Raw genomic sequence first — 14,412 nt, forward strand, 5'->3', positions numbered from 1 at the left:
ACCGGCCGCCGGGTGCGCCCGTTGATCGGCCACCGTCGGCTCACCAGCACAGCCAGGGACATCCTTTTGAGCGCCGCGCAGGAAGGAAGTCGCAGCCGACCCGGCCGATATACAGGCCGCACACCGGGACCGCCCCGGATCCCGGAAGGACTGCCTTTCCCCACCGCAGAACGAGAGATCTGTCCGCCCTTGCAGGCCCTTGCGCGCCACCGCCGCCTCCCGCGTCAGGGTGCGTGGCGACCGGGGTCGTCGTCCTGGAGGGTGCGCCAGTGGTCGACCTCGAAGGCGACCTGGGGGCCGCTGGTTCGGCCGGCGTGGCGGTGGAGACCGGCGGCGACGGTGATCGTGAAGTCGTCGGCGCTCACGGTCGCCGCGCGGTCGTGGAGCACCGCGGCGATGCGGGTGCGCAGTTCGTCGCGGACGCGGGTGGCCATGGCGGTGGTGCGGGCGCGGTCGAGATGCGGTGTGGGTCCGTCTCCGTGGCCGGTCAGGCGGACGGTCGGCAGCCGCAGGTCGTGGGTGACGTTCCACAGACCGGTGCGGACGACGTGTTCGGCGAGGTGGTCGAGCTTGTAGCCCGCACTGTCCGGCATGACGTCGGACGCGTCGAAGGGGATGTAGCGGTGTTCCGGCGCGGACACGGCGTGGCCGTGCAGGACGACCAGGGTGAGCGGGTTCGCCTCGGCCGAGACGTGGTCGGACAGGAGTTCCGCGTGGGACTCGTGCATCGACTCCCCGGGGCGCTTGCTGTACGAGCGGAAGTACCACTGGGCCTTGCCGTCGATCATGGGAGCGGTGTGCTTCATGGCCGTGGCGGCGAGCCGGAACGTGCGCCGCTGTTCCTCCTCCGGTGCTCCCGCGTCGCGGGCCTCCCTCGCCATGACCAGCCGGTCGGCGAGTCCTGCGCGGGACGTGAGGGCCGACCGGTGGGCGGCCGGTGCGTCCACCGCTTTGGCGTAGTCCGCGCGCGCGTGCAACGAGAGGGCCAGCGCCCGGAGTTGGGCCGCGGAGCTGCGCAGGTTCTCCTCGACCGCCGCGTTCATCTCCATGTCGTTCCTGCTGACCCGGGCGTGGTTCTCCAGGGTGAGCTGGGACTGCCCGTCCTCGCTGGCCAGGACCACGGACGCGAAGTGGTATCCGAAGTGCGATCCGCTACGGGCCTCAGGTTTGGCGTAGTTGACCGCCAGGGTCGGCCTGCCCTCGGCGTCGGCCGCGTTGATCGACTGGATCAGGTAGCTCTCGCCCACCTCCGCCCAGGCTCCCTCGTTGATCCCGATCCGTCGCGCCGCCCCGGCCATGGCGTGCCGGCGCGGATCGTCCACCCGCGCGTAGCTGAGCGCGCTGCCGTACGCCCGGCCGGGCAGCGGCGCGCCGCCCTGTCCGCCGACGCCCCGGTCGTCCCGGGAGACCTGGGCGGCGGCCCAGGACGGGCCGGTTGCGGCCGGGTCGGTCCTGCCCTCGGCGAGCTCGACCAGGGACTCGGCGAGGTGGTGCGTGCCGGTGACCTCGGCCGTGTCCAGGGCGCTGATCCGTCCGGTCGCGACCCGCCCCGGCACCCGGAACACCACGTGCGAGGCCCTGACCTGACCCGACACCATCTGCGCGAAGTCGCGGCAGGTCTCCTCCTCGGAGCGGCCGGAGCCGGTCAGGAAGCGCGGGGTGACCCGCAGCAGCGGTGCCGCGGACGGTCCGCCGTCCCGGGTCAGGGTGAGGGACACCTCCGGGTCGGCCTCCAGCCGCACCTTGCTGCCGGCGGCGGCCAGCCTCGCGTTCGCCTCGTCGACGGCCCGCCCGGTGGCGTACGCCTGCTGGCTCAGCCCGCCGGTGTCCACGGCCAGCGTGCGGTCCTGGGACACCTGGAGCGCGGGCCGGTCGAGGGCGTGCACCGTGTCGAGTTCCTGCGTGGGCATGATCAGCGCGGCGGAGCGCGGGTCGGACCGTGAGACGGGGTGGAAGGCCTCAAGACGCGTTCCGGGCAGCCGGTGGAAGAGCACGGGGTCGTCGGCGGTGGACGCGATCGTGTACTCCTCGGTGACCAGCCGGCGCGCCCGCAGGTGGGCGAAGTGGTCGGGGCCCGCCGCCGAGGTGGTCGGCGCCCACTGCGGGTCGCGGCCGGACAGCTCGATCCTCTCGACCGTCCCGACCGCCCGCACGGTCCGCAGTTCGAGGCTCCCGCCCGACGGTGTCCAGACCCGGTTGCCCGTCGCGGCGAACACGGCCTGCGGCAGGCCGAGAGCGTCCTGCGGAAGGCCGCGTACGGCCAGCACGATGTCGGCGTCCGGGGGCCGGATCGGGTCGTCCGCCAGCAGGGCGGCGAAGTCCTCGGGACGCGTCAACTCGACATCGCCGTGGGGCGTCTCCAGGATGACGTGGTTCCTTCGGACGCGGGCCAGGACGACATAGGCGCCGTCGGCCCAGGGTGTGGGGCGCCGGTCGCGGTTCCCGTCGTCGTGGCGGACGTGGTAGCGGGTGGGGTCGAACCGGGGCCGCCCCGGGCCCCGCCAGTTACGGCCGCCGCCGTCGTCCATCGCGGTGTACTCGTGCCGTGCGTGGCCGACGAGTTCCGCGACCTGCTCTGCGGAGCGGTCGGCGAAGGGCGCGGCGGCGGGGGCTCGGGCCGGGGCCTGCGCGTCCGGGTCCACCGTGAGCAGGGTCTCGCGGGCGGCGGCCTCGGTCAGCCCGGGCACGGCGGCGGCCGGTCTCCCGTCGTCCTCGGTGTACGGAAGGTCGCGCAGGACCGGGCCGGAGTCCGTGACCTCCGCGATGGCTCGCAGGTAGGTGTCGGGTACGTCGATGGTGTCGATGTCGGCCATGAGGCCACTCCGGTCGGACTGCCCTTCCAGGCGGCGGAAGAGCGTCGTGTCGTCGTGGTAGCGGTCGGGCACGCCGACGTAGTGCAGCAGTTCGTGCAGCGCCCTGGCGTCGTCGCGGACGCCTTCGTGGGTGCCGAGCGGGAAGGTGAACTGGTCCCAGGCGTGTTCCGGTGCGTCGCCGCGGCTGATCTCGACGGCCTCCGGGTGGTCCGGGCGGTGTTCGAGCTCCACGTCGATGTGCAGGTGATCGCCCGAACCGGGCAGCCTGCGCCCCCCGTTGACATGGGTGTCCAGCAGCGACTGGAGCCGTTCCCGGTAGGCGCCCAGGTCGGCGGGGCCGAACCCGGCGCCGAACCGCACCGGGAGGTGCAGGGAGAGGTTGCGGACCCAACGGCCGTCGTCCGCCTGGATCCGGGCGACGGCCGCGCGCACGACGACGTCCCGTCCGGCCAGCAGTCCGGGGGCGGGGCGGTCGGCTGACGGGTCGCGCGCGGGGTCGTAGCGCTCGGTGCGCAACACGGCCCAGCCGGCCTGGCCGCGCCGGGAGCGCCACTGTTCCGGCCGTACCGAGGGGGGTACCGCAGGGGTTCGGGTTTCGTGGGGCAGGGGGCGGGTGACCGTGACGACGGCGCGGCGGCGGGCCTGCGGGGTGTCCTGGGCGGGGTCCGTGCCGTGCGGGAGGTCCGAGCCTCGGGACTCCGCCGTGATCGTGAACGCGTCCGAGGTCAGCGGGGCGTCCAGGTCGCGCAGGTGGGCGTCGAGGCGGCGGGCGAACACCTCACGGACCGCCTCGGCGCGTTCGGCGCCGATCCGGATCGCCCTGCCGAAGTGGGGCAGTCCGGAGACGGACGCGGTGGCGTGGCCGGTGACGAGGATCTCCGGCAGCCCGAGGCCGGTCGCGGCACGGCGTACGGCGTCGTGTGCCACGTCGGCGGCGAGCGTGTCGAGGTGGGCGCTGTCTTCGGGGGTGAGGGTGGTGGCGTCGTCGGAGGTGAACGCGACGCCGTGCGTGATCGTCTCGGCATCGCCCTGGGCGACCGTGTGTCCGTCCGCGTCGAGGGTGCGGCTTTCGGCGGCGGGTGCGGGTGGCCCCTGGGGGGCGGATGCGCCGTCGACGGCCGCGGGAGCCCGGGGGGCGACCTCGGCGGAGCCGGTGGCGGAGGACGCGAGGTGAGAGGGCGGAGCGGCTGCGGGTCGCCGGCGCGGTGGGCCGAGGGGGGAGGGTGTCGTCGGGCGGTGGGAGGAGCCCGAAGGGGACGAACCCGCGGGGCGGGGGCGGGAGTTGGCGGAGGACCGGGCGCTGGGGCGGAGGGCGGAACCGGAGGCGGACGGGGGCGTGGGACGGTGGACTCCGCCGGAGGACGACGGGGCCGGAGCGCTGTGCGGCGGTCTCTCGGGCGTCGCGGCCGTGGCGTTGTCGGACGCGGACCAGTGGAAGAGGTGGCCGGTGACGGTGCGGGGCGTGCCGTAGGTGCCCTCGTCGTCCTGGCTCCGGAGGGTGATTCTGACGGGCTGGCGCAGCAGCGCGGTCCGGCCGGTGACCTTGGCCCTGCCGGGTTCCGTGGGGGGCGTGCTGTGCGGGGCCGTCGGGTCCGGGGTGGGTCTGCCCGGTGTTCCGGGTGTACGGGTGACGGGGCGGGTGGAGTCGTAGGTCTGGTCTCTGGTCAGGCGGCCGGTGGCGAGGGGGACGGTGACCACCGGGTCGTCGGTGAGGACCGTGAAGTCGAGCGGTGAGACGGACCAGTTGTAGGTGTGGGTGGCGGCGGTGCCGGACTCGTCCTTGACGGCGACGGAGAGTTCGTCGTCGGCCGCGGCTCGGCGGCCGATCTCCTCGGCGGGGCCGATGGCCTCCATCGACAGGGTCACGGAGGTGCCCGGCACCCGGTGCCCGACGTCGGGGGTGCCGAGCCGGTGGAACAGGGCCGGCAGTGACTGTCCGGAGAACGCCTGGCGGATCGCGAACTGCTGCTCCGGCGTGAGGCGTTGCTCTTGGCTCAGATCGTGTTCGCGGCCCAGCCGGGGGTCGGCCGTGAAGGTCTCCACGAAACGGGTGACCGTGCCGGTCAGATACTCGGGCAGGGTGGAGCGAGCCGTCCGGCCGGCCAGGGTCGTGGCCTGGGCGAGCGCCCATGAGTAGTAGGCGCCGGTGCGGCCGAGTACGCCCTCGCCCCAGGGGCGCGGGGTCGCCTGGACCTGGACGGCCGTGTCGTACAGGGACTTGGTGTTGTCGAAGCCGACCAGGTCGTGCGCTCCGCGCAGGGCGTTCTGCCAGGTGGTGTGCTCGGCGTCCCCCGGTCCGGGAAGCCGGTGCAGCTCGATGTCGAAGGGGTGGGCGGCGAGGGGGGCGGGGCGGAGCGTGTCGTCGGGAACGCGCGGGTGGGACGGGGCGGTCGCCGTCTGGGTGAGGGACTCGGGCACCCAGGCGGTCGCCTCGTAGGGGCCGACCGACTCGGGGTCCTTCGGCAGGTGCACGAAACGGCCGGTCTCGGTGCGTCGGGTGACCGTCACCTCGAATCGCAGGCCGGTGGTGAAGCGGGCGTTCGCGTCTCCGAACCCGGATGTCTTGTGCCCCACGGTGGTGGTCACTCCGGACTCGGCGGTGCTGCCCCGGCTGCCCTCCAGGGTGACGGCGGGCGCCAGGGAGGCCGAGTCGAGGTGCGGCACGGGCGGGCGTACGGCGGCCCGCAGGGTGCCCTCGACGCCGAGTGTTCCCTTGCCGCCGGCCTTGCCCTTGACCGTGTCGGCGGTGGTCACCTCGCGGGTCAGGGAGCGGTCCGAACGGGAGCCGTCGTCGCGCCAGCCGTCCGTGATCCCGCGTACCAGCACCTCGGTGACGACGTGTCCGGCACGCGTCACCTCGATGTGCCGGTCCAGGATGCCGGGGCCGACGAGTTCGTCGTAGCGGGCGGCGAGGGTGTCCGGTGAGTAGGTGTCGGCGAAGGGGAGCGCGGCCACCGGCACGGTCTCGTCGTTCGGGCCGCGCAGCTGGCGGTCGATCTCCCGGAGGACGGGGTCGGTGTCCGGCAGCTCGACCATGACGCCGCCCGAGACGCCCTGGTCCAGCAGGGTGGCCCGGAGTGTCGGCGGGGCGTCGTCGCGCTGCCCGTCGGACGCCGGGCGTGTCACGTCCTCGTCGGAGAGCAGCACGAACACCTCGTGGTCGCGGCGGACGGGACGGCCGACGTGCGACGCCCCGGACGCGTCGGTGACCCGCCCGGCGACGCTCACCTCCGCCGTGGCCCGGTAGACGTGCCAGGTGCCGGTGCGGCCGGTCTTGCGGGTGGTGCTGGTCTGCTGCTTGACCGTGTCGACGTCGTCCCACTGGCCGCCGGCCTTGGCCTTGCCACCGCCGCGCAGCTGGTAGCCCGTGGTCAGCGCGCCGGTCGGGGTCTCGGGGAACCGGCCGAAGTCGGGTCCGATGCTGCCCTTGAGCGACCACGAGGTCTGATCGGCGAGGGTGGTGGCGCCGCTCGCCGTCAGCTCCAGTTCCAGCGTGCCGTCGCCGGACAGCGTCTCCTGGTACGTCAGATCGCTCAGCCGGGTGCGCACCGACAGGCCGACGGTGTCGGGGGCGCGCCCGTCGCCGACGTGCCGGTCGAGCGTGTTGGCCCAGCCGGAGTGCGACGCGGAGACCAGTCCGGGCAACTGGGTCCGACCGGCCAACTCCTCGACAGCCGTGTCGAGTTCGGGGACGTGCGGCTCGCCGTCGGTCGCGGGGGACCGCGACTCGAACGTCTGCCTGAGCGCGGTCCGTGCCTGCCGCCGGAACCCGGCCTCGTCGGAGACGCGGGTGACGGAGTGCAGTTGCGGCAGCCGGGCGGACCGCAGATGTGCGGGCGCCGACGCGGAGATCTCCCGTCTGCGTATCTCGACGCGCAGCCGGTCGGCGTCCCCGACGCGGACCTCTCGTACATGCTCCGGGCCCGCGCCGGTGGCGTGCCCTCCGGCGGGCAGTGTGCCCGGCGGATCGCCCGCCCGGTGCGGGCCGACCAGGACGCGGTAGGTCACCGCGTAGCTGAACGCGTCCGTCTGCCCCTTGTGCTGGAACGCGCGTTTGGCCCGGGTCTCGCTGGACGCGACGGCCTGCCGGGACGGGGCGTACGAGCCGTCGACGCCGCCGAGCCCGAACGCCCGCACGCTGTCCCGGGGGTTGAGCGCGGCGCGCAGGGCGCCGGCGGCACCGAGGGTGTGCTTGCCGCCCCGGGTCACCCCGGTGTCCGAGGCGTGCCCCCGGGCCACCGAGTCCTTCGCCGTCGCCGCCACGGCCCCGTCGTACCGGCCCGCACCGGTGTCGGCCGCGACCACGACCTCATACGTACGGCCGGGCAGCCCCGGCAGGTGGGAGGCGTCCAGGGTGATCCGGAAGGTGCCGTCGAGGAGGTGTCCGCCGTCGGCGCGCAGCCCGGACCGTGACACGCGTTCACGCAGCAGACGCTGGTTCTCCATGGCCTGCGGTGTGACCCGGCCCTCGGTGCCGTCCGGCGGCGGGAGGACACCGGGGGCCAGTTCACGCAGCCGGTCGGTGATGTGCCGCTCCAGCTCGGCCGATCCGGGGACGTCCACGAAGGCGGTGCGCTGCGCGGTCAGCGGCTCGCGCAGGGCCCCCGGCGCGGGGCGGGAGTCCGGCGCGCCGGGGCCGGTGTCGCCGTCGACGGCCGGCGGAGCGGTGGCCTCGGTGGCGGTCGCGGCCGGGCGGGGGCGGACGCGGACGACCTCCCCGGTCCGCACGGCGGGCGGGTTCTCCTCGTCCCTCGGGGCCCGCCCGCGCTCGGGGCCGGGGTCGGGCTCCGCACGGACGGCGTGCAGGCCGTCCGTGCCCGGGGACAGATGTTCGCGCAGCACCTCGACGCGGAACCGTACCGCGGTCCTGACCAGGTCGGCGGTGCCCGCGTGCTCCAGGCTGTGCTCGACCGCGAAGGTCTGCTTGCCCTTCTCCTGGTGCGCCTGGCTGTGTGCGTAGGAGTACCCGCCGGTGACCGTCAGCCAGGTCGACTCCTTGTTCGTACGACTCTCCCAGACGCGCCGCGCGCCGCCCGCGTTCAGGCCGAGGCCCCAGGTGGAGGTGCCGGTCCGGCCGGCGGAGTGCTCGCCTGTCTCCTGGCTGGTGAAGGTCTCCTTGTCGGTGACCGCGCCCTCACTGACGGACGTCCCCGGTAGCAGGGTGAGCCGGAGCCAGGCGTGGCCGCCGCCGGAGAGGTCAAGGCGTTTGGAGGTCAGGCCCCAGCCGGCGGCGTGCTCGAAACCGTCGAGGACGCTCTTCGGGGACAGGAACTCCAGGATGTCGCGGTGCGCGGTGCCGTCGGGGCGCTCCTCGCTCGGCAGGTGCCGGAAGACGTCGGCGTGCAGGGCGCTCAGCCCGGTGACGTCGAGCGGGCGGCCCTCCACCCGGCCGGGGCGGTCGTTCTCCCAGCCGGTCCAGCGCGCGGGCGACCCGTCCGCCCGGTCCGTCTCCGTGCGGACGATCTCCGCCGTCACGTCGGCGTGGAGGCCTGGTCCGGCCGGTCGGGGCAGCGCCCGGCCGTCGGGGCCCACGGTCTCCACCTCGTAGTGGAAGTCGGAGACGTAGGTGTCGGTGAGGCCGGTGAGCGCGGTCTTCGTGCCTGTGGCCGAAGCGGTCTTCACCGAGGTGTCGGTCGCGTGGGTGGCGCCGCCCGCCTTGACGGACGGGGTCACGACGATCAGCCGGTCGGGGTGGCCCTCGATCGGGCGGATCGTGGTGGGGGCCAGGTCGAGGCCCGCCTCGGACGTGGTGAGCGAAGTCTTCCGCGGCTCGTTCTCGCGCTTGGCCGCGGCCGACCGCTCGAATCCCTTCGGGTCCGTGCTCTCGCCGCCCGGCGGGCGCTCCTCCCTCAGCCGCCACTCCCCCGGACGCGCCCTGAGCACCACGTCGTGCGGGGCGCCGCCCACCCTGAGCTGGAAGCGCCAGCCCCCGTTGACCATCTCCTCGTGCCTGGCCCGGAAGTTGGCCGGATCGAACTCCGCGTCGAGCCTCTGGACGACCTGGCGGTCGGCGCGGTGCGCGGCGGGCAAGGTCTCCAGTACCCGTGCGCGCAACGCCTCGGGTCCGGGCGCGTCGGTGATCCTGATCCCCGCCAACGACCGCTGGTACCGCCCGCCGAGCCGTCCGGGCGGCCCGGCGGGCGGCTCGGGGAGCGGCTCGGCGGGCGGCTCGGCACGGTCCAGGCGGTGGTCCTGGGGAGCCGGGTCGCCGTCCTTGCCCGGGTCGTCGCGCGGCGGAGGCGGGGTCATGGGGTCGCCCTCGGGTTCCACGACCATCGGCTCGGGCTCGGGCTCACGCACAAGCCCGCGCTCGGCGGTGCCGCCCGTATCGGGTGACTGGGCGCGAGCGATCGATGATTCGGGCTGGGCCGGCGGGAGTTGGGGCTGCTCTCCGGTGGATTCGGCACGCGCGAGGGGAGGGCGGGCCCGCTCGGCGACGGAGTCCGCGCGGGTGAGTGAGGAGTCGGCTCCCGCCGTGCCGGATTTCGCCTCCGCGATCACGGGGACGGTCTCGTCATCGGTGAACCGCGCGGTATCCAGCGGGAGTTGTGTCTCATCGGCAGGCATGTGTCCATGCGCGAGCGGGGATCGGGCTTCGTCGGGGGGCGGCTTGCGGGTGATCGGGGTGGGCCTCGGTTGCTCGGCCGACAGGGGTTCCGGTTCCGCTCCCTTGAAGCGGAACTCGGAGGGCGCGTGGACGAGTTCGGCGTCGTTCGCTCCGGGCCGGAAGCGCAGCAGGGGCTCGCCGCCTTCCTGATGGGACTCCACGATCTTGCTGAAGATGCCCTTGCTGAACGGCGTGGACGGCTCCCAGTCCATGTGCGCCCCGTGCATGACGGCCATGTCGTTGGCCATCATCGTGTCGACGAGCCGGTCGTACGGTTCGCCCTTCAGGCGGGTGCCGCCCGGTGTGCTGATGTCGAACACGTCGTGGTCGCCGGTGATCTCCTTCCAGCCCTCCTCGCCGTCCCGGCCGAACACCAGGCCGTCCTCGACCTTGAACCGGCCCTCGTCCTGGAGCCTGGCCATGACCGGTGCCAGGGTCGCGAACTCCTCGGCGCGCTGCGCGAACCGTGCTTCGAGCCGGTTCCAGACCGGCTCGGCGATGCCCGCGCGATCGGGCATGACCGGCTGGAAGTACCCGATCAGACCCTGGTGTTCGGCCTTCGCGCCCAGCTGGACGTCCAGGTCGTTGATGGACTTCGCCTTGATGTCCTTGGGCTTGGGCAGTTTCCCCTCTTCGAGCCAGTGCGCGGCCGTCGGGTTGGTCGGCCGGACGTCGATCCTGAGGCCGTGCGCGGCAGAGATGTCGCGGAACTTGCGGAAGTTGGCCGCGGGCATGCCGTAGCGCGAGCGCCCCTCGGACTCCGTCACCCAGGCGGAGGAGAGCCGGCGCAGTTCGGCGAAACCGTCGGTGGTCGGGACGGCCGAGGCGGACGGATGGTCCGGGGACGGTTCCGCGGGGTGCTGCGCCCTCGGGGGCCGGGTTGTCATGGCGGTGCCGTCGGAGTGCGGGACGACGGTGTCCGCCTGCGGGGCACGCGGACCGACCTCGTCGGCCCCGGACACGGCCTGCTGCGCGTTCGCCTGCTGGTAGTAGGCCGCCCAGACGTTGTACTCGACGGTACGGCGCATCTGCCACACATGCGAGAACTGCGGCAGGTAGTGCGCGACGAAGTCCTCGTACATCTGCGAGGCGCCGCCCTGATACGTCGCCGGATCCTGTCCCAGGAACGCGTCGAAGGCGCCCAGATACTCCTCGATCTGGGCCTTCGGGGAGGGATAGTAGTCCGCGTACTGGCGTATCACCGCGGTCGCCTTCAGGTACCTGCGCCTGACATCGCCCAGCCTGGCCGCGTCGAACGACCGCTGTCCCTGGCGGTGTCCCGTGAGCCCCAGGTCCTCACGGATCTGCCGCACGTCCGGGTAGCCGAAGCCGTGTTCGGCGGCGTACACGGCTATCGGCTTGCGATAGGGGGAGTTCGCCTCGGGCGGCTGGTACTCCCCCATCAGCTCCGGCTTCAGCTGGAAGTCCTTGGCGTGTCTGCCGGAGGCGGTGGGAGGGTCGGCGACGACGGTCCGTTCGTATCCGGGGGCCAGGCCACCCTTGCGGGTCAGTCCGTTGTACCTGTCGTGCCACGCCTCCATCCGGAGGGAGCCGGTCGCGTCGCCCTCCTCCAGGTAGCGGACCCGGTGGCCGATCAGGGCCACGGCCTCCAGGTTCCCGGAGCGGAAGCCGATGTGCTGGACGCCGCCGTGCCGGCGGTTCAGATGGTCGTAGAGCCGGAACTGGCCGGTGCGGGTGTCGCCGCCCCAGCTGCTCAGCCCGGTGTCGGAGCCCCGCCAGAAGCCGGTGAGGTCGTGGATGTGCTCCGTGCCCAGTTCGGCGCGCATCTCCTGGACCAGCTCGTTCCACTTGCCCGCCTTCGTCGGGTCGGGGTGCGGATCACCGGTGATGATCACGGCCCTGTAGTCGGCCGCCAGATTCCGCAGGAGCTGGCGCGTGCCCTCGAAGCTGGTGTCGTGCTCCATCCGGCCGCGCAGGTCCGACCAGTTCGTGGCCTTGCCGGTGAACCGGGACCACAGCACCAGCACGCCCTTCCCGTCCTGCTCTCCCCCGGGAATCCGCACCCCTCGCCCGGCCAGCCAGTCGGTGACCTGCGCGTCGCGATGGTCCTCCAGCTTCCACGCGGCGCGGATGCTCGATCGCATCGCGTCGGAGAAGTTCTGGGCGACGTAGTCGGTGCCGCTCGTGACGCCCCACAACTCCTTCTGCTCGTACATCTCGTGGAAGTCCTTGGCGATCAGCCACTCGTCCCGGGCGATCCGGGTGGCCGCCTGGTTCAGCTGCTTCCAGACGTTGCCCTGCTCCAGCCTGGGGAGGTTCAGCGTCTTGATGCGCCCGGGCTCGATGCCGCTCTCCACATAGAACGCCTTGATGGCCCGCGACTTGTCGAGCACCGGGTCGTGTCCCTCATGGCCCACGTCGGGACCGCCCGCGATGAGGACATGCGCGTTGGGCTCGGCGAGCAGCGTCGCGAGGATGCCGAACTGGTCGCCGGACGCGTAACCGGGCTGCATGATCAGCGAGTTGTCGGGGGCGTGGACGCCAGTCGGGGGCTGGTGCATCCGCGGGGCCACCGCGGGCCCGGTCGTCCGTGCGCCGGTCGTCCGTCCGCCGGTCGCGGGCGGACGGGCCACGCGCCCCACGCCCAGGGGATCGGAGACCGGATCGACCCACGCCTGGCGGCGCTCGTGCCCCGTGGCGTCCTGCCGGGCCCGTGCCCACTCCGTGTCGTACGACGGTGCGCCCTCGTGCGCGGCGGACGGTGTCTGCGGCGCCGGCCCGGCCGCCGGGTCCACGTCGGTGTGCCGGGGAACGGCAGGCTCGCCGAGGTCGCCGATCCCGGCGCCGATCAGCTGGAGATGGCGGTCGCGCAGGCCCGCCTGCCGCAGGCCGTCGGGGGCCGCGGCACGGTAGTCGCCCTGGAGGCTGCCCTCGACGGCGGGGCGGTGCGGGGTCGTCCTGTCGCGGTACTCGTCGCGCAGGCCGATCTGGTGGGCGATCTCGTGCGCGAAGTCGACGGGGTCCGCGTCCGGCCACCACGACCGCTGGTCCATGGCCCGGTCCCGGCCGACCAGGTCGACCGTCAGATGCGGCACCTCGCCGGGGCGGGCGCGTACCACGGTGACGTGCAGACGGTCGCCGTTGGGGAGGTGGTAGGCGGGCGTGTTGAGGAACTGCGCGACACCCTCGGACATCCGGTTCCACACGGCGTCGGTGTCGCTCCCGCTGCCGCCCTCGCGGAACGCCACCCTCACGGTCAGGTCGGTGAACCGCTCGTTCCGGTGCAGGAACCGACGGGCCTCGTAGGCGGACCGGACGACGAAGCGCGGGGTGCGATCGAGGGTCATGCGAGGCGCGGGGCCGGACCTGCCGGGGGGTGGAGTGGGGTCCGGGGTGGGTACGGCGGCCTGCTCGTGGGACGCGGTGGCGGTTGCCGTGGTGTCCCGGGGCGTCGGCACGGTGTCGGTCCGCACGTTCGCCGTCGTGCTCGCGGCAGCGGTGGACTCCGCGGGCCCGGCCGTGGCGGTGTCCGCGGTCGCGGGTGCGCCGCTCTCCGTACGCGGGGACGCGGCGCTGTCGTCCGTACGTGCGGAGGTGCCCGTCTCCGTACGCGTGGACGGCGTCGGGCCGGTCGTACCGGTGTCGCGGACGCGGTCCGCGCCGCTGCTCACCGTGGGCGGGCGGCTGCCGCCGGGGATGGAGTTGCCCGCACCGGCGGTGGTCGCGGGACGGCTGACCTGCGCGGCGGTCGTGCCGCCGACCTCCGGCGTGCCGCGGGTCGGTGCGGCGGCCCCCGTCCCCGTGCGGATGGTGGACGCAGCGGTGGCCGAGGATGCCGCAGTGTGCGCGGTCGAGGTCTGGGCCGTGCCGATGACCGTGGTCGTGAAGCCGGGCAGCCCCTCTTCGTGCGGGGCGGCGCCGGCCGTGGACGTGTCGTGAGCCGTCTCCGATGCGTGCGCGGTGGTCGAACTCCCGCTGTGGGAGGCACCGTTGCCTGTCCCGGCGGTGTCCGTGTCCCGGCCCGTACTGGTCGTGGTCGAGGAACCGGTCGAGTGCCCCGTCCCGTTCGTACCGGCCGTCGCCGTAGCAGCCGTCGCCGTCTTGAAGGTGTCCGGGGCGGACAGCTCGGCCTTCGTCTCCGACACCAGGCCGGGCAGGTCGAACGTGAGCGCGCCGGGCACGTTGACATGGACGGGGTCGACCTTGACCGTGTCGCCCTTGCCGCCGAAGCGCCGCTTGCCGCCACCACCCAGCGCACCCAGCGCGCCCGCGCTGATGGACGTGCCGAACTCGTCCTCCCCGCTGTGGTAGATGCCGTACATGATCGCGGAGGTGCCCAGTCCGGTCGCCGCGCCGAGGATGCCCTTGCCGAGCAGGGAGTGCGCGAACTTCGGTGCCAGGACGCCGCCCGCGCCGAAGAAGACGCCGCCCACGGCACCGCCGATGGCGCCCGACACCACGGCGGAGACCGTGTTGTCGGTGGACCACTCGGTGCGGTCGCCCTTGAGGAACTGGATGGTCTGGACGGCGACGTCGAGGCCGACGTTGAGGGCGACGCCGGTCGCGACCGAGATGAGCAGCCGCCGCAGGATCATCTTCACCGCGATCCGGGCCGCCGTGATGGCCAGGGGGATGACCTCGGGCGCGAAGAAGATCCACTGTGCGATCTGCGCGGCCAGCAGGATGAGTTGGCCGAGGATCATGTACTTGGAGTACTCGACCTGGACACCGGTGTGCTTGCCGAGCTTGCCCAGCTGGTTCGCGGACTCCGCCATCTCCGGCAGGCTCGACTCCAGTTGCGTGACGAAGGCGCGGAACTCGTCCGCGACCTGTCCGCCCACGCTCTCCAGGACCCCGTTGCCGGACGCCCCGAGCTGTCCGCTGATGCCCCTGAGTTCCTGAGCGGCCTCGTTCCACGCCTGGCCGAGGGCGTGCAGGTTGTCCTCGTCGCCCTTCGGCCAGGACTGGCCGACCGCCAGCCGGGCGACCCAGGCCAGCTCGGGGGGCATCTCGACGCTCATGTGCGGGGAA

Annotated in this window: 1 protein-coding gene; it reads right to left on the reverse strand. The window is 73.4% G+C overall.

Features of this window, described 5'->3' with window-relative positions; all coding sequences use genetic code 11:
* Positions 1–224: 224 nt before the first annotated feature.
* Positions 225–14,402 carry a hypothetical protein gene (locus tag ACIQPR_RS46375; protein ID WP_403662913.1) on the reverse strand — a complete coding sequence of 4,726 codons (14,178 nt, stop codon included), beginning with the start codon at positions 14,400–14,402 and terminating at the stop codon, positions 225–227.
* Positions 14,403–14,412 lie beyond the last annotated feature (10 nt).

This window comes from Streptomyces sp. NPDC091280 (assembly GCF_044768565.1).
Lineage (GTDB): Bacteria > Actinomycetota > Actinomycetes > Streptomycetales > Streptomycetaceae > Streptomyces.

Bases quoted from the DNA above. Each gene is read 5' to 3' on its own strand.
- ACIQPR_RS46375 (WP_403662913.1), bottom strand. From the start codon at position 14,402: ATGAGCGTCGAGATGCCCCCCGAGCTGGCCTGGGTCGCCCGGCTGGCG.